Below are 18441 nucleotides of genomic sequence, written 5' to 3' on the forward strand. Positions count from 1 at the left end.
CTCATGGCTTTCCTTGCGAACTAATCCGCGCCGCAGTTTATTGACGATCTTTGGAATTGTTGTTGGAATTGCCGCGGTAATTACGATTATATCGTTAGGAAATGGTGTTAAGAAGAAAATGCTGAGCGAGCTGCAGGCAACTTCGACTGGTAAACAAACCACTGAAATTGATTATTACAGCAATAATTCAACAGCAGCCATGGGTTTTAATCATCAAGATCTTGAAAAAATCAAGGGCAAGTTTAGTAAGGTAGCCAATATTAAAGTTAATAACCCAGTCCATCGTGTTACTACCACCGCATTGGTCGGCAATCAAGCTGCAAATACGCGGATAACTTTGCTGAAGAAACCGGCAGCTGATTTTAAATTGTTAGCTGGTCGAAAAATTACGGCAGATGATCTGGCAGTAGCAAATCCAGTAGCACTGATCAGTGAAAAAACAGCTAAAAAACAGTATGGCTCCAGCAGCAATGCTTTAGGAACAGCTGTTGAGATCAAACATATTTCTTACCGAGTAGTGGGAGTGTATCGTTCGAATAAGAGTCGTTATAAGGTCAGCTTTTTACTGCCCAAACGCGTCTTTTATCAGCAAAATACGCTTGATAACGGCAATACTATAAAAATGACTTTCAATCACGGGGCTAATGTTTCACAGGAAAGCAAGCAAGTTGTCAAATACTTAAAAAAACACGGTTCGCAACACAAACAGGGAAGTTATGAATATTTTGATATTGGTTCAATGCTCAAAAGCGTTGCTAAGGTAATTGATGCCTTAACTGTCTTTATCAGTGCGATTGCTGGAATCTCGTTATTTATTGCTGGAATCGGCGTAATGAATATGATGTATACCTCGGTTGCTGAGCGAACGCAAGAAATTGGGATTCGCCTGGCTGTCGGAGCGCAACCGCGAACGATTATGCTGCAATTTCTGCTGGAAGCAGTTATGCTGACGGTAACCGGTGGCTTGTTGGGATTTTTACTCGGAGTCGGATTAGCTAAAGGTATTTCTTTGGCTTTACCTTTTAAGGCAGTTGTGACATTTAGTTCATTTTTACTGGCTTTTGGTGTTTCGGCACTGGTAGGAATTTTATTCGGACTTTTGCCGGCAAAACAAGCTGCAAATAAAAACTTAATCGACATTTTACGTTAAAAAAGCGTTTAATAAAATCCCGTTTTTTGGGATTTTTTTGTTATACTGACTTGACAGCATGAGCCGCAGAATAGCACTTTTAAAAACTTTAATACAATCCACAAAAATAATTTCCCATTAAATTAGCTATATTTAAGGGTTGATTTTTTAAAGCTAAAGTAATAAACTGCCAATAAAGGTTGTTTTTACTTTTATTTTTCCATAATAAAAGTAAAATATACTTTTAATTTATGTGAGAGAAGGTCTTTTTTTGGAAAGTGGCAAACAACTCAAGAAATTTGCATTCTTTTCGTTTTTAATTATCGGCACGGCTTGGATGTTTGATGCGCTGGATGTCGGTTTACTATCCTTTATTATGCCGCTAGTTCATCAAGCTTGGAAATTAACCAATTCACAGACAGGATTGATTAGTTCAGTCAGTACAATTGGCATGATTTGCGGTGGATTTTATTTTGGTCGCTTAGCTGATCGCATCGGTCGGAAGCGGACATTGATTATTAGTCTTTTGACTTTTTCATTAGGTAATTTGGTTTTAGCCGCGGCGAACGGTTTTGTTTATTTTTTAATAGTTCGTTTTTTTGTTGGAATGGGACTTGGCGGAGAGCTGCCGGTTGCTGCAACTTATATCGCTGATCTTTACCATGATACAAAACGTTCGCAAATGCTGATTTTGGCCGATAGCTTTTGGGCAGTCGGTTGGCTGCTGGCTTCTTTCTTGTCATTTGCGTTCAGTGCATCTTTAGGTTGGCGAGGATTATTGATTATAACTGCATTTGCTGGGTTCTTCGCTTTGATGATCAGAAAAAACATTCAAGAAATTAATGAACCGGTTAAACAAAAAACTTTTTTTGTCCAGACTTTGCGAAAAAATTTTAATAGTTGGACGGCATTCTTATGGATAGCTTGGTTAACAGTAATGTTCAGTTATTATGGAATGTTTATGTGGCTGCCTAGTATTATGCTTGATCGCGGCAACAGTGTAATTGCCAGTTTTGGTTATACGACAATTATGGTAGTTGCACAATTGCCGGGATATTTTGCAGCTGCTTGGCTGGCAGGAAAGATCAAAACCAAATATGTTTTTGCAATTTATATGGCCGGAACAGCTGTTGGAGCAGTTCTGTTTGGTCAAGCGAGCAGTTCTGTAGCAGTTGTCATAGCGGGATGTATTTTATCATTCTTTAATTTAGGAGCATATGGAGCAATCATTGCTTTGACACCATCGCTATATGCATCAACTGTTCGGGGCACGATGACGGGAGCCGCTCAAGCTATTGGGCGTATTGGTGCAGTTATTGGACCGTTGTTTGTGGGAATTTTGATCGATCATCAAATTAAAATTGCAGTTATTTTCGGAATTTTTATGGCTGCTCTATTAGTTGGTGCCGTGGCAGTTTTAATGCTGCCGGCAGTCGATTCCAAGGAAGTGAAATAAATGCTGAATCAATTCTTGATTAAACAAAGAATCAGCGAATTTTTAAAAGAAGATCTTGAATTTGGCGATTTGAGTACAGCACCTTGGATCGATCAACCAGTCAGCGGTTATTTTATTGCCAAACAAGCTGGAATAATCTGTGGCCAGCAGATACCGCAAATTGCTTACGATCAACTAGGGAAAGCTGATTATTTGCCGCTTGTCAAAGATGGTCAACAAGTAACTAAAGGGATGCAGCTTGGAAAAGTGACAGGAACAGCAGCTACAGTTTTTGCTGGTGAACGCGTTATTTTGAATTTGTTGCAGCATTTAAGTGGAATTGCCGGGAAAACAGCGGGAATGGTTAAGCGATTAGCTGACGATTCGATCAAGCTAGTTGATACGCGTAAAACAACTCCCGGATTACGCTTGTTTGAAAAGTATGCCGTAACAGTTGGGGGAGGATATAATCATCGTTTTGGCTTAACTGGTGGAATAATGCTGAAAGATAATCATTTAGCTTTAGCCGGAGGTCCAACCGCAGCGATTGCAGCTGCTAAACGTTGGGCGGGACCGCTGACACCGATTGAAGTCGAAGTGGAAAATCGGCAGCAGTTGTTGGCAGCTATTAACCAGAAACCGGATGTAATTATGTTTGATAATCAAACGCCGGCAATGATCGCAGAGTGGCAAAAATTAGTTCCGGCGGGAATTTTAACCGAAGCATCAGGTGGCATAACTGACGAAAATATTGCCCAATATCATGGCTGTGGAGTTGATTTTATCTCCAGCGGCAGTTTAACCAATGATGTAAAACCATTAGATATCAGTTTTTTGCTGGATGGAGCAATTAAGAATTCTTGATGGTTTCTGTTGTTGACTGCTGAGCCAGCTATTTTCTGCGCTATAATTATTAGTAACAAATGAAAAATAGGTGGTTAATAAATGCAGAAAATCATCAATCAGCCAGAAGTAACAATTACTAATATTATTTGGAGTTTTGATCAAAAGACACAAAAAGTTAATGTTTTATTAATTAAACGAGCAGATTTTCCTTTTAAGGACTATTGGGCATTGCCGGAAACTTATTTGCGCGAAACAGAGAGTGCCGATCAAGCCGCTTTACGGCTGGTACGCGAAAAAATCGGTTTGGAGTTGCCGCGCTTTTATACCGAACAGTTGGAGACCTTTACTAATCCACTGCGTTCCGTTTCGGCTCAGCGGCAAATTGCTTTGGCTTATATGACTTTCTTGCCGGATATGCCGGCTTTAAATCCGGGATATGGAGCAACTGCTGCTCAGTGGTTTCAGTTGGAAACTGATCCGCAGCATAATTATTTATTCACGGGAGAACAGCTGAGTTTTAACTTGACTGAACAACAAACGGAGAATAATTTTTATCATGCTTTGCAGGCAAATCATCATTTTGGTCATTTGGCCTTTGATCATGAGTGGCTATTGAAAATTGCTTGTTTGCGGATCAGAAATAAGTTGGATTATCAACCGAATATTTTGCGGATCTTAGGTGATATATTCACCTTAAAGGCCGTGCGAATTGTTTATGCCGCCTTTTTAAAACGACCGGTGACGGCTATTGATAATTCCAATTTCCGTAAAACGCATCAGCATTTTTTCCAAGAAGTTGGTTCGGCGCCGAATAATGGTCCTGGCAGACCTGCTCATCTATATCGTTTAAAAAAGTTTGGAGATAGGTGAAAATGAGTGAAAATAATAAATTTATCAGTTGGAAGAGTCCCCGCTTAACAGTTAGTGTTTTAACCTTGTCAGCTATGTTGTTGGCAGTTGATGTTGTTTTCTATAAAATCGCTTTTGGACCATCGTATGTCGGATTTAATTTGGGCTTTATCAGTACAGCATTGATGGGGTACTTTTTAGGACCGTGGTTAGCTGGTGGCTTGGAAATGGCTTCCGATGTTATCGGTACTTTGTTGGGAGGCGGAACTTTTGCTTTTCCGTTTCTGATAACGGCATTTCTCGGTGGAATGGTTTATGGGATGTTTTTACACAAAAAAGAGCCGGGGATTTGGTCGATCATCATTACTAATCTGCTGTTGTTGCTGCCGATTAGTTTACTGATCGATACTTGGCTGGTTCATATAACATACCATGTAGCTTGGAATGTGCTTTTCTGGAGCCGATTGGGGCGTAACGCCATTGATTTTGTTATTCAAACAATATTGTTATATGTGATATTAAAAGCAATTGATCGAACCGGGTTACGCGACCGATTTGAGAGCCGCTTGAAAAATCAACTTAACAAATAAAATTAACTGAGATTAAAAATAAGAGGACATATAATTGGAAAAAGAAAATGTTTTAAGCTGGTTGAAGAAACAATTGTTTTCCAACTGGAAAGCCTTTGAAATTGGCTACACGATAGTTTTAATCTGCTTGCAAGTTGGGGTGTACGTGATTGCTCCCAACAGTATCATTGGCATGCTTTCCGGAATTTTTGGTGTACTGTGTTTAATTTATGGGATGAAAGGGCGTAAGATTTCTTTTATTTTTGGATTTATTCAGTGTTTGGCAATGACTTATGTTGCTTGGATCAGTCATGCATATGGTTCCTTTGCAATGGATATTATCTATGTTATTTCGCAACCGATCGGCTGGTTTATGTGGGGTCGTGATCAAAAAACACGATCTTTCAATCAGCGGACTCGTAATAGTTTATTTATTGCTTCCTTCATCGCTTGGGGAATTGGCTGGTATGTTTTGGCTCAGTTGCATGGGCAGCTGCCGTACTTTGATTCAATAAATTTTGTGGTAAGTTTAATTGCTCAGGTTCTATACATCTTAAAATTTACGGAAAATTGGGCATTATGGATCGTTGTAAATGGTGCCAATATTATTTATTGGGGAATCTTAGCTGTGCAAGCAATTAATGGAACAACTTCACTAGGTTCTTTGGGAGCTTCATTGTCGCAAGTTGCCCTTCAAGCAGCGCTGCTTTTTAACTCAGCCTATGCAGTAAAAGTCTGGTCGAGCGGTGAGGCAGATAATGAGGGTGGCACTAACGATAAGAATGACAATAATTAATTATGTGATTTGAAACAGCAACTTCAAAATTATTCGAATAAAATAAATGGAACAGCGCAAGTTTTAGTTTGCGTTGTTCCATTTTTTTAATATATACGGTTATTAGTAATTTGGTTAACTGCTGTCTGCCCACTTGAGTCAGTTAACGGAGATTAAAATTGATCGATCAGTAATTGCCGGATTTCAGCTAAACTTGGCTGGCGTGGATTAGCTGGGGTGCATTGGTCGTTATAAACCAAGTCAACTAATTTATCCAGTGATTTTTCAAAGTGTTCTTTAGTAACCCCATTAGCCGATAATTTCGGAGTAACTTCAACGGCAGCCATCAATTTATCGATTTTCTGGCAAAGCTTCTCAACTAATTCTGCATCGTCTTTGCCTTGTAATCCGATGAAACGGGCAACGTCGGCGTAATCTTTTTGTCCACGATAAACTTCATAACGTGGGAAAGGTGTACGTTTAACTTTGCCGGCTACACCGTTGAAACGAATGACATGCTGCATAGCGATCGAAATTGCCAAACCATGCGGTAAGCCGAATTCACCACCGGTTTTATGTGCCAATGAGTGGTTAACACCCAAGAAAGCATTCGCAAAAGCCATTCCAGCTAAGCAAGCGGCATAATGCATATTCTCGCGGGCTTTTTCACCTTCACGAGTTGGGTGCTGCGGATCAAATTTGTATGATTCTGCTAAGTTCTCAAAGACTAACTTAATTGCTTGTAATGACCAAGGCTTGGTAAAGTCAGAGGACATTACAGATACATATGATTCAAGCGCATGTGATAGTGAATCGAGTCCTGACCAGGCAACGGTTCGTTTCGGAACAGTCATTACGAATTCCGGATCAACGATCGCAATTTGTGGTGTTAATTCATAATCGGTCAGCGGATATTTAACATGCGTCTTGTCATCAGTGATAACCGCATACGGCGTTACTTCAGAACCAGTTCCGGAAGTAGTTGGAACAGCTACCAGCTTAGTGTTTAGCTGATGATGGAATTTAACGATTCGTTTCCGAATATCAATAAATTTCTGCTGCAGCCGGGTAAAGAGTTCACTGACTTTTTCATAACTTTCTAAGAAACCAGCGGGCTGGTCAAGCGAGTACTCATAGATGAAGCGGGCGATCTTAGCCGCATCCAAAGCTGAACCACCACCGATAGCAATGATCGTATCTGGTTGGAATTGTGCCATTTGTTTAGCAATTTCGATGGTCTGACCTAAAGTCGGGTCTGGATTAACAGTTCCGTAAATTGAAGTCTTAACCGGATCATCGCGTAAAGCCAATTGATCATAGATTTTATCAACGAAGCCGAATTTTACCATTCCCGGATCGGCAACAATAAAGGCGCGACTAATGTGTTCAACTTGGTCCTGCAGATAAGAAATTGCATTTTTTTCGTAATAAATTTTTTCAGGCAGCCGAACCCATTGCGGCCGGTTACGCCGTTTAGCAACAGTTTTGATATTTAATAAATCTTTAGTTGATAAATTATGCGACAATGAATTCTTCCCCCATGATCCAGTTCCGAGTGTCAGACTTGGGCGCAATGCGTCGGTATAAATATCACCTAAACCGCCAAGTGAATCCGGCTGGTTGACCAAGATTCGGGCAGCTTTGGTCTGATCAGCATATTCATTGATAAATGGATCAGCCTGCGAACCAATTTGAATGGCAGCGTTATGACCGGCACCTTGATAATTAAGCAGGGCGCTGACGATTTTAATGCCGTCTTGCCGATCCTTGGCTTTATAAACTGACAGCAGCGGTGAAAGCTTTTCAGAAGAAAGCTTTTCGCCGATGTTTTTCGGATCAAGTTCAAACAACAAGACATCCTTGCCGGCCGGCAGTTCAACGCCAGCTTGTGCTGCGATCCAAGTAGCCGGTTTACCGGCTACTGGGCCATTAACGCCGTGCCGATCATTGAAAACAAAATCAGCAATTTTTTGATAATCTTTCTTTGGAACAACATAAGCACCTTTAGCCTGCATTTTTTTCAGCCAAGCATTATAAACCGGTGCTTCGACTACCACCGAGTTTTCAGTTGCACAGATCATGCCGTTGTCAAAACGTTTGGACAATAACAGATCTTCGACTGCACGATCCAAGTCAGCAGTGTGATCGACAAAGATAGCGCCGTTTCCAGCTCCGACACCCATGGAAGGATTGCCGGACTTCAAAGCTGCATTAACCATTCCCGGACCGCCGGTAGCTAAGATCGAAGCAATTTTTGGATTGCGAATCAAAGCCGTAGTGTTGTCGAGACTTGGTGTTTCGATCCACTGAACGATGTTTTTCGGGGCACCGGCAGCGACAGCAGCATCATACAAAATCTTCGCAGCGTGAACTGAACATTTTTGCGCTTGCGGATGAAAAGCAAAGATAATTGCATTTCGTGTTTTAAGCGCCATTAAAGTTTTGAACATTGCGGTCGAAGTCGGATTAGTGGTTGGCACGATTCCGGCTAAAACACCAAGAGGAGCAGCAATTTCTACTTGACCGGCAACTTTGTTTTCACTCAGAACACCGACTGTTTTTTCATTTTTGATTAGATTATAAATATTTTCGGTTGCAAAACGGTTTTTGGTATCTTTATCCTCAACCACTCCGCGCTGTGTTTCATCAACTGCCTCATGCGCCAGCATCAAAGCTGCTTCTGAGCCAGCTAGTGCGGCAGATGCGACGATTTTATCGACTTCAGCTTGAGTATAGTTGGCATAAACTTTTTCAGCGATTAAAGCTTTTTCCACCAAACCGCCTGTATAAGCCTCTGCTTGTTCGAACTGCTTTGCTTTTTCTTCAGGTGAAAGAGCTTTTTTAACTTTTCTGGTAACCGCCATAGAATAAGTCCTCCTTATAAATTGTAAATTTGACTTTATTTGTGAAATAAATCACTATTTTTGGTACAACCATATGTTACCGCTTTTAATTGTGAAATACAACACTTTTGCAACATTAAAATGAATTATTTTTTTGCGCAAGAAATCACTTGTATAATAGCAATTACTACTAACTAATAAAAAGTGATTGACAAAAAAGTCCATTATGTTATTATCTTATGTGAATATAATCACAGGATTAGAGGAGCCCTTGAATAATGAAAAAAGTATTATCAATCAATTCAGGCAGTTCATCATTAAAGATCAGTTTGTTTGCAATGCCGCTTGAGAAACGACTGGCAAAAATTATGGTCGATTACTCAGCTGAAGCTAAGCAATTGGTAACGATCAAGTTACCGCAAAAATCGTTGGTTGCTGAACACTATACTGAAAAAGCAACACCGGTCGAGCTGGCACTGAAATTATTGAAAAAATATCAAGTGATCGCTGCTGACCAGGAAATTGCGGCAGTCGGTCATCGAATTGTGGCTGGCGGTGAGTTGTTTCATCAGTCAACTGAAATTACACCGGGGATGCTGCGCAAGCTGGAAAGCATTAATGAATTGGCTCCGCTGCATAATCCAGCAAACGTTGCCGGCATTCGGGATGCACAGCAGCTGTTACCGAATTGTCCGCAAATTGCAGTTTTTGATACAGCTTTCCATACAGATTTACCACCGGAAAATTTTCTATATGCTTTACCGATGGAATATTATCGCAAATATAAAGTCAGAAAGTATGGAGCACACGGGACAAGTCACCGGTTTGTTGCCCAGCAAGCCGCGACAATGTTACACCGGCCGTTGAACGAACTGAAATTGATTACGCTGCATCTGGGTTCCGGGGCTTCAATGACAGCCATTAAAAATGGTAAAAGTTGTGATACTTCAATGGGTTTTTCTCCATTAACGGGATTAATGATGAGTACTCGCAGCGGTGATGTCGATCCATCAATCTTGGTTTATCTATTAAAACATCATGCTTTTGCTAATATGGATGAATGTATGCGGATTTTGAATCAGCGTTCAGGCTTGTTAGGGGTTTCAGAAGCAAGCAGTGATATGCGGGAAATTGAACGCGAAGCTGAAATTGATCCGCAGGCTGCTTTGGCGGTCAAAATGTTTGTTAAACGGATTTGTGATTATATTGGGTCTTATTGGCTAGAGTTGGGAGGAGCTGATGCGCTGGTTTTTACCGGCGGAATTGGTGAAAATGATAGTCACTTGCGCGAATTAGTCAGTCAACGTTTGCAATGTTTGGGAGTAGAATTTCAGTCAGCTCAGAATCAACGACGGGACTTGCCGTTCGATTTTGCTACTGCTGCCAGCCGTGCGCGGTTGCTGGTCATTCCGACTGATGAGGAGTTAATGATCGCCCGGGATGCTTATAAGCTGATAACAGCTAAACAACTGATTTAAAGTGAGGGGATTGGTTAAGCTTTATTGTAAAAGTTTAACTTTTAGTAAAATGACTAGTTATTGCGCGGGTTGCGTGCTAAGCTAGAGGCGTTTTGATAATTCAATTCGTCAAAACTGTACTTACCCCCAAGAAGAAAGTTGCGAATAACTTATTAAAACATGAGCGACGAGCCGGCATAGTAGTTGGTCAACCGCTTACAAAAAAGGCCAAATAGCTGGTTGCTGAATAACAGTAATCGCTGCGTGGTCTTTTTTGCTGCTGAATTTAATTCTGTTTTTTCAAAATCATCTGTGTTGGTTGATCGGCTTTAATAATGGCATGAACATGAATTTCTGGCTGGTCAGCTAATGGTCCTAAATCAAATTCATAGCCATCTTCAATTTTATTGATATCAACTAAGCGTTCTCTTACCAGTTTATGGATGGCAACGGTCACCTGATCATGTGCTTTGGTTTTAGCAACAGCCGCTTTTAAAGTATAGCCGGTTGCTAAATATGATTGGATCAGGCTGATTTTGGCCATGGTAAAATAAGTGTATTTTCGGTGCTGACCATCTTCAGAACATTTGGCGGGCTTAATATAATCACGTTGCTCCCAATAGCGCAATTTACGCTGCGAAACGCCGGTTGCTCGCGAAATATCCCCAATTCCTAGGAGAAAATTGTCTTGTTTCATGATTTCTTTAATACGTAATATAAAATCACGATTGGCTAACGGACTCGTCTCTTTCACTTTTCACCGTTCCTTTGATTTGTTTATTTTTCTGACTCTAATTGTATATTTTTTAACATTTTTGTCAAGTAAGTTGACAAAGAAATGAAATGAGACTATATTAGTTTTCAGACTTGATTTACAAAAATAATTTACTTTGAGAAGGGAAGTATAAACATGGCAAAGGCACTTGATGCAAACGGTAAAGAATATAACCGTGCCTTACTAGTAGCTTTGCTGTTAGTCGGAACTTTTTGTACATTTTTAAATCAGACGATCTTGTCAACTGCTTTTCCAACGTTAATGAAGCATTTTGATATTACAGCTTCAACGGTTCAGTGGCTGACAACTGGTTTTATGATGGTTAACGGGATTATGATCCCGATTAGTGCTTGGCTGACTGGCAGATTTAATTCGAAATTACTTTATGAAATGGCAATGATTACTTTTTTTATTGGAACATTAACTTGTTATTTAGCTCCAAACTTTGGAACTTTATTGATTGGACGTTTGATTCAAGCCCTTGGTGTCGGTGTCACGATGCCGTTACTGCAGACCTTGATGCTGACGATTTTTCCGGCTAATCGGCGTGGAGCCGCGATGGGGCTGGCCGGTTTGGTAATCGGCTTAGCTCCGGCAATCGGTCCGACCTTATCCGGCTGGGTAATTGATCATTATCGCTGGGAAACTTTGTTCGGAATGATTTTACCGATTGTCGGAGTTGTAATTGTAGCCGGCTTCTTCTTTATGCGCAGCTTGTTACCGTTGCGCAATGAAAAACTTGATTGGCTGTCAGCCTTATTGTCAACAATTGGTTTTGGCAGTTTGCTGTACGGCTTTTCGGAAGTCGGGGAAAAAGGTTGGAGCAGTCCGCTGGTTTTAGGATCAATGGTAGTCGGCGTAATCTTTATTGTTTTATTTGGTTATCGCCAGCTGCATTTAAAAAATCCATTTTTGGAACTGCGCGTATTGAAAAATCCAGAATTTTCGATTGCGGCTTTACTGAGTTCATTATCAATGATTGCCATGATCGGTGTCGAAATGGTTTTGCCGCTTTATTTGCAGACAGTTCGTGGTGAATCAGCTTTTCATTCTGGATTAACATTATTACCCGGAGCATTAATGATGGGGATAATGAGCCCAATTACCGGTCAGATTTTTGATCGAATCGGTGCTCGCCGCTTAGCAATTACCGGTTTGTTCCTATTAACAGCAGGTACGATTCCGTTTGCTTTTGTGACTAAAACCACGCCACATGTGTATGTAATAGTCCTCTATGCAATTCGGATGGCGGGGATCGCCATGGCGATGATGCCGATTACTACTTCTGGAATGAACGCTTTGCCGCTACGCTTAATGAGCGATGGGACAGCGGTCAATAATACGATTCGCCAGGTCGCTTCATCAATGGGGACCGCGATTATGATCAGTATCTTGACAAACGTTACTAATGACCAAAAACCAGCTCATCATTTGTTGAGTCAGCAGCCGCTGCAGTATAAAAATAGTGCCTTAGATGCGGTCGTTAATGGTTATCATGCTGCCTTTTGGGTAGCCGTTGTCTTTGGGGCAATTGGTTTAGTTGTGTCGTTTTTCGTCAGTTCACGTGTTCCGCACAGTATTAAATTAGATGAAACAGATACATTAAAGGGGGCTGGTAAATAATGATAATTGTAGCTGTAATCATTGCCGCTTTATTGCTGTTTATCTGCATGACGGCCATTAAGCCGGCCGCTTTGCGAAATACCTTGAGTATACTGTGTGCAATAGCGGTGGTTTTGTCCATGGTACTTATGGTCAGAAATGATCGCGAGCATTTTGGGATGCGCCGTGTTAGCCAGACTCAAAATTATTCACTGGTTTCCAGTGCCGGTTCAACACCGTCAATGTTGTTGTATAAATCAATCGGAACTGCTGGCAAAGAAAAAGCTTATCTTTATAAAACCAGTAATCAACCAAAAAAACTTCAGCATACTAACCCGGATCCTGAAAAATCAGTAGTTAAAGTTGTTCAGCGTAAAAATGCGAAAGCACAGCTTAAAGTTACGACGATTCGCTGGCAGTATCGCAGTCAAGCAGCTAAGTTCTGGTTTGGAATTGCCAACAATAACAATAAGTTGATCAAACGCAAGTATACGTTCAATCTCGGCAATGACTGGTTTGTTTTGAGCACAACTCAAGCTAAGGCTTTGCAAAAGCAGATCAAGCAAAAACAATCGCAAATGCAAGCTGCAGCGAAAACGTATGTAGCTCAGCAGGTAAAGGCTCGTTTAACTGCTGCCATGGCTAAAGATCCAACTATGTCGACCAGCCAACAGCAAGCTTTAAGTCAGCAGTTTGCTAAACAAGCAACTGCAGCTTATCAGCAACAGGCGGTAGCCCAAGCCGTTAAAGAAGTTAAACAACAAACTAAATAAACATTAAAACAAATTGAAAAATGAATTTATTTTTGAAGATGGGGTTGTCGCTCCAGCTTCTTTTTTTATGCCATAAAAAATTGGTACTAGATAGAAGCTGTTTCTATCAGTACCAAGTATATTGTTAATTACTAACTACTTGTTCCAAATGATTGGCAAGTGTTTTTGTCGACCGCCGCTAAACAATTTAACGATAATTAAGCGGAAACGAATTAAAACTATCCGGTGAATATAAGGTCAATGGTTGTTTGGGAGCAGTAACCGTTGCGAAAGCTGCCAACAAGACAATATTATATGAAACTTCAACTAAATGCTGATCGATAGCTGAGCTTAAAAGTGTCAGCAGCAAGAAAGCTAATAGACCGTATGATTTTGTTTGGCAAAATTTCCATAACAAGTAGAAGATAATGGTCAAAACAATAATAGTAATGATGACACCAGAGATTACTAATAAACGGATATAAGAAGAATCAACGTAAAAATAATTAGTTGGTACTCTCAAGCCACCATTGCTGTGCTCAGCTACATATTGACCAAACCAGGGAACACCATGTTGATGCAAGGCGATATTTCCCAAGCTTAAGCGACTGGAAAGTAGTCGGTCAAGGATGCGAAACCAGCTGCTATGCGGATCGTAAAAATAGGCCAAACTAACATTTAAGCAGATATAAATTGCGGTTAAAATTGCCAAACCGCGGAATTCTAATTTAGTGATTAGATTTTTAAACCAACTTGGTTTAAACCCGATGAACCAAAGCAGCAGCATCATTAATAAATCCAGTCGGGCATTGGTTAAAGTAAAGATGAGCAGTGTAAACAGTAAGAAAACGACTTTTTCCCAGTTTTTTAATAGTAATTCGCGCCAAGCATAGTAAGCTGCCATCAGATAAAAGCAGCGGGCAGCCAGATCAGTTGGGGTCAAGAAGCCTAATGACAGTCTGGAAATGTGCAGTTGACTGGAACGAGCAACGATCTGTTCCGGAATCATCTGGGTTAGACAAGAAAACAAAATAAAAAAAATCGAGATGGAAACTGTTAATAGATAAGTTTTTAAAATTTTATCGAAATCAACATCAGCAGCACCAATCAGTAATATCGCGTAGTAAAAAATGTTTGAATCTAAAGATTTCTTAGCTAGAAAATAAAAAATGATAATAATACCGGTTACCAGCAGTTTGATTTTAGCTGAAAAGTCGTCCAGGATAATAAATTTGAGCGTAATAATTGCGGCTAGGCATTTAACGAAGAAATAAATTGTCCGCATAGTTAAGACAGTCGGTACAAAATAGCTGAGCTTAATAGTCATTAGACAGATAAAAGCAGCTAGGCAGGCCAAATAAAGATTGCTGCGTTGCTGTTTTATTTGATAAAAAGTCGTCACGGCTTTTTCCTCCAATATTCAATATGTATAAATAAGGTTGTCTGAAATAAATAATATTAACTACTATATTCTAGCATAAAATCAAAAATTATAATTACTTCTATTGTGACCGTAATTTACATTTTGGTAACAACTGTTATACGGTAGTAATGAAAAGAAAGAAATTAGCTGAAAAAGTTTGAAAAAATAATTGCAGCTGACAGCAGTTTAACATTAGTTGAAGATTTATTTTGGGTAAAACAATCATTTATGTTTACAAGTGTAAACATAAACTGCTACAATAAAATCAGCAAGTTATTAATAAATAGTCAGCGTAATGCTAGCAGATCAGGGGGAAAGCTGAATGAAGCACGATAAAGAATCGACGCAACAGCAGGACAATCATGACATGAGCGAGATGGACCACGATCATATGAAAATGGGCGATCATGATATGGGCAAGATGAACCACGATCATATGAAAATGAACGACCACGACATGGGCAAAATGAATCACAGCCAGATGCAAATGAACGACCATGACATGAGCAAGATGCATCATAGTCAGATGCAAATGGGCGATCACGACATGAGCAAGATGGATCACCATAGTCATATGAAAATGAATGACCATGACATGAGTAAGATGGATCATAGCCAGATGCAAATGGACGACCATGATATGGGCAAAATGAATCACGATCATATGAAAATGGACGGTCATGATATGATGATGCACGGTGGTCAAATGATGCATATGGGGAATTTAAAGCAGAAGTTTTGGGTCTCAGTGGTATTAGCACTGCCAGTATTGTTATTGGCTCCGATTATGGGACTGGATCGGGCGGTTTTCAATTTTGGAGACTCTTGGGTGAAAAATCTGCTGATTATTGGATTTGATGCAGCATTGTATTTTTATGGCGGCGCGCCGTTTTTAAAGGGTGCTAAAGCAGAGATTCACAGTAAAGAGCCCGCGATGATGACTTTAATTACGTTGGGAATTTCGGTGGCTTTTTTCTATAGTATTTATGCTTTTATTGCCAACAGCTTTTTTCATCCCACAACGATGGTAATGGATTTTTCTTTTGAATTGGCAACTTTAATTTTAATTATGCTGCTGGGACATTGGATTGAAATGAATGCCATGATGGGAGCTGGCAATGCTTTGCAAAAAATGGCAGCTTTGTTGCCAAAGACGGCGCACGTGATTACAGCCGATGATCAAGTTGTTGAAATGGCAGTTGCACAGTTAAAAGAAGGTCAATTGCTTCAAATCAGAGCTGGCGAAAGTGTTCCGGCCGACGGAGTGATTACAGCCGGAACATCAGCACTTAATGAATCCTTGGTAACTGGCGAAGCCGCCGCCGTTAAGAAAAAAGTTGGTGATCAAGTGATTGGTGGTTCGATCAACAATAATGGAACATTAACCATCAAAATTACTGGTACCGGTGAATCGGGTTATTTGTCCCAAGTTATGAAACTAGTCGCACAGGCTCAGCAAGCTAAGTCCAAGGCCGAGACAACAGCTGACAAAGTTGCCAAGTATCTTTTCTATGCGGCTTTGATTGTCGGAATTTTGGCATTCTTCATTTGGCTGCCGCAAGGGTTGGCGACGGCACTGGCTCGCATGGTAACTGTTTTTGTGATTGCCTGCCCGCATGCTCTGGGAGTGGCAATTCCGCTGGTTGTTGCGCGTTCAACTTCTATTGGGGCTCAAAATGGATTGCTGCTGCGCAATCGGCAGGCAGTCGCTGCCAGTCGACAATTGAGTCATGTATTTTTGGATAAAACCGGGACATTGACTGCTGGTAAATTTACAGTCAACGCGATTTTGCCGGCACAAGGAATTACTGAACAAGAAGTGCTGGCTAAGTTTGCTGCTTTAGAGAGTACATCTTCGCATCCACTGGCACAAGCTATCCTAACAGCTGCGAAGGGAAAAAGCGTCAATTTTGTTCCGGCACAAGCCGTTAAGACACTTCCCGGAATTGGCTTAAGCGGGGAAATTGCTGACAAGAACTATATGATCGCCAGTTTGGCTTATTTAAAAAAACAGCAGCTGGCATTTGATGAAAAAACAGCTCTTGATTTGGCAGCTCACGGCAATTCGATCAGTTTTCTCTTGGATGCTCAGCAACGAGTATTGGGGATGATTGCGGAGGGTGATCAAATCAAAACCGGAGCTTCACAATTGATCAAACAGTTGCAAGCCCAGCAAATTACGCCGGTAATGCTGACTGGAGATAACCAGCAGGCAGCCCAGCAGATCGCACAACAACTGGGAATCAAAGATTTTCATGCTGGCTTGCTGCCAACTGATAAACAGAAAATTATTCGGCAGTATCAAGCCAAAAATCAGCATGTAATGATGGTTGGCGATGGCGTTAATGATGCCCCAAGTTTGGCAGCGGCCGATATTGGCGCAGCAATTGGCGCTGGAACTGATGTTGCACTGGATTCAGCTGATGTAATTCTGGTCAGGTCCGATCCGCGAGATATTTTGAATTTCTTATCATTAGCTAAGCTGACTAATCGTAAAATGATTCAGAATTTATGGTGGGGTGCCGGTTATAATATTGTTGCGTTGCCATTGGCAGCTGGTATCTTGGCTCCAATTGGAATAGTCTTGGACCCGGCCGTTGGTGCCGTAGTAATGGCACTTTCGACAGTAGTAGTAGCTTTGAATGCTATGAGCTTGACTCCTGCAAAAATTAAGCCAACTGCTTAAAAGATTAGCAAAATATAAAAGTTATTATTTTAGAAACAATTTTATTTCAAATAAGCAAAAATTGTTTGCCTTTATTAGAAATTAAAGTTAGAATAAAATACGTGTGGCATAGACAAGAAGCGGGGAAGTGCCCGCTTTTTTATTTACTCTTAAATAACAGCATGTTTTTATTCGGTAATTAATTTATTCATTTTTAAATTAATCATGTTTTTATTAAAATATATTAACAATTAATGACCAATATTTGTGACATTTTTGTTATCAATTGATTATAAAAATGTTATTGTAAGGGAAATTTAGCAGGAAATGAGCGGGTTGGTATGCTATGATAAATGCAACCAAAGAAGACTGCGAGGTGAAAAGATGAAGTTTAAAGTGGCATTAGCTCAAGTTGAATCATTTACAGATGAGGAAGAGAATTTGACAACGGCAGCCAAAATGGCAAAAAAAGCTAAAAAGACTGGGGCACAATTGTTGGTTTTCCCAGAGCTTTTTATGAGTTCTTTACCACCGGATGCCGATTTGACCCAAACTCAGCGACATGTTGAAAGTTTGCATGGACCCTTTGTCAGTGCGATGCGGGAATTAGCTGATCAATGGCAGCTATGGCTGGTTTTCGGTTTTCGCGAACAGAATACTCAAGCAACTGATTCGCGCGTCAGAAATACGGTGGTGGTAGTTGATGACGCTGGGGAAATTCAGGGAGTTTACCATAAAACACATTTGTATGATGCTTTTGGAGCCCAAGAATCACAAACGGTAGCCCCGGGTGATCAGCTGTTTGAACCAATTGCGACACCTTTTGGTCGAATCGGGTTGTTTGTCTGTTATGAGTTGAGATTCCCAGAAATTGCTCGTTATCAAGCTTTGCATGGAGCGGATTTGATCATTGTTCCGGCTGCGTGGTATCAAGGCAAATTAAAGCGCCAGCATTGGCAAACCCTGACGACAGCACGTGCTTTGGAAAATACCGTTTTTGTAGCAGCCTGTGATCAGCCGGCAGCGAATAAATGTATTGGCCGTAGCTTGGTAGTTGATCCGGCAGGAGTCGTCTTAGATCAGGCCGGTGAAAAAGACGAATTATTGGTGGTAACTATTGATCGCGAACGAATTAGTCAAGTACGCCAGATATTACCGACAGCTGATCAACGGCGAACTGAGTTATATTAATTGGCACATATAATAGGTAGAAATTAATTTTGTTTAATGGTTGTTATTTGGTAATTTGAAATCACTTTCTTTATTGCTTTTTGAGAGTTCAGATAATGAGTCTGTATTTATTGAGATTGGGTTTTTCAGC

The 18441-nt window shown here is 40.6% G+C and carries 14 protein-coding genes; 11 read left to right on the forward strand and 3 right to left on the reverse strand.

All coding sequences use genetic code 11. From position 1 onward, the window contains the following. Positions 1-46: 46 nt before the first annotated feature. From FC89_RS01415 to pnuC, 6 genes are all read left to right on the forward strand, one after another. The gene (locus tag FC89_RS01415) at positions 47-1150 is read left to right on the forward strand and encodes an ABC transporter permease (protein ID WP_415617043.1); all 1104 of its coding nucleotides are present in this window, start codon (positions 47-49) and stop codon (positions 1148-1150) included. 316 nt (positions 1151-1466) lie between these two features. Beyond that, a complete protein-coding gene (locus FC89_RS01420; RefSeq protein WP_157060630.1) occupies positions 1467-2585 on the forward strand; it encodes an MFS transporter in 1119 nt (372 codons plus the stop codon). 3 nt (positions 2586-2588) lie between these two features. Then, the gene (gene nadC, locus FC89_RS01425) at positions 2589-3428 is read left to right on the forward strand and encodes a carboxylating nicotinate-nucleotide diphosphorylase (RefSeq protein WP_057870805.1); all 840 of its coding nucleotides are present in this window, start codon (positions 2589-2591) and stop codon (positions 3426-3428) included. Positions 3429-3509: 81 nt separating this feature from the next. Next, positions 3510-4280, forward strand: a complete 771-nt coding sequence (locus tag FC89_RS01430) for an NrtR DNA-binding winged helix domain-containing protein (protein WP_057870766.1) — start codon at positions 3510-3512, stop codon at positions 4278-4280. A gap of 2 nt (positions 4281-4282) precedes the next feature. Beyond that, positions 4283-4849, forward strand: coding sequence for a folate family ECF transporter S component (locus FC89_RS01435; protein ID WP_057870767.1), 567 nt, complete (start codon positions 4283-4285; stop codon positions 4847-4849). Positions 4850-4883: 34 nt separating this feature from the next. Then, entirely contained in the window at positions 4884-5624 is a 741-nt protein-coding gene (gene pnuC / locus FC89_RS01440; RefSeq protein ID WP_057870768.1) for a nicotinamide riboside transporter PnuC, read from the forward strand. 152 nt (positions 5625-5776) lie between these two features. Here pnuC and adhE read toward each other — a convergent pair whose 3' ends face one another. Further along, positions 5777-8467: a bifunctional acetaldehyde-CoA/alcohol dehydrogenase gene (adhE, locus tag FC89_RS01445; RefSeq protein ID WP_057870769.1), complete on the reverse strand. Its 2691-nt coding sequence runs from the start codon at positions 8465-8467 to the stop codon at positions 5777-5779. A gap of 257 nt (positions 8468-8724) precedes the next feature. Between adhE and FC89_RS01450 the strand changes: the two genes are divergently transcribed. Next, positions 8725-9924: an acetate/propionate family kinase gene (locus FC89_RS01450; RefSeq protein ID WP_057870770.1), complete on the forward strand. Its 1200-nt coding sequence runs from the start codon at positions 8725-8727 to the stop codon at positions 9922-9924. A gap of 265 nt (positions 9925-10189) precedes the next feature. Here the strand turns inward: FC89_RS01450 and FC89_RS01455 are convergent, their stop codons facing one another. Next, entirely contained in the window at positions 10190-10657 is a 468-nt protein-coding gene (locus FC89_RS01455; RefSeq protein WP_235804357.1) for a MerR family transcriptional regulator, read from the reverse strand. A 156-nt stretch (positions 10658-10813) separates the two neighbouring features. On the opposite strand from FC89_RS01455, the gene FC89_RS01460 reads away from it, so the two are divergent. Together FC89_RS01460 and FC89_RS01465 are read left to right on the forward strand one after the other, a co-directional pair. Beyond that, positions 10814-12301 (forward strand): MDR family MFS transporter, encoded by a 1488-nt coding sequence (locus FC89_RS01460; RefSeq protein WP_057870771.1) that lies wholly within the window; start codon positions 10814-10816, stop codon positions 12299-12301. Next, positions 12301-13053, forward strand: a complete 753-nt coding sequence (locus tag FC89_RS01465) for a DUF4811 domain-containing protein (RefSeq protein ID WP_057870772.1) — start codon at positions 12301-12303, stop codon at positions 13051-13053. The genes FC89_RS01460 and FC89_RS01465 overlap by 1 nt, the downstream gene beginning before the upstream one ends. 187 nt (positions 13054-13240) lie before the next feature. On the opposite strand, the gene FC89_RS01470 is transcribed toward FC89_RS01465, so the two are convergent. Beyond that, positions 13241-14434, reverse strand: a complete 1194-nt coding sequence (locus FC89_RS01470; RefSeq protein WP_187329645.1) for a hypothetical protein — start codon at positions 14432-14434, stop codon at positions 13241-13243. Between the two features lie 397 nt (positions 14435-14831). On the opposite strand from FC89_RS01470, the gene FC89_RS01475 reads away from it, so the two are divergent. Further along, a complete protein-coding gene (locus FC89_RS01475) occupies positions 14832-17141 on the forward strand; it encodes a copper-translocating P-type ATPase (protein ID WP_420864998.1) in 2310 nt (769 codons plus the stop codon). A 363-nt stretch (positions 17142-17504) separates the two neighbouring features. Continuing rightward, positions 17505-18311 carry a carbon-nitrogen hydrolase family protein gene (locus tag FC89_RS01480; RefSeq protein ID WP_057870773.1) on the forward strand — a complete coding sequence of 269 codons (807 nt, stop codon included), beginning with the start codon at positions 17505-17507 and terminating at the stop codon, positions 18309-18311. Positions 18312-18441: the final 130 nt, after the last annotated feature.

The sequence above is a fragment of the Liquorilactobacillus ghanensis DSM 18630 genome, assembly GCF_001435235.1.
Classification (GTDB): Bacteria; Bacillota; Bacilli; order Lactobacillales; family Lactobacillaceae; genus Liquorilactobacillus; species Liquorilactobacillus ghanensis.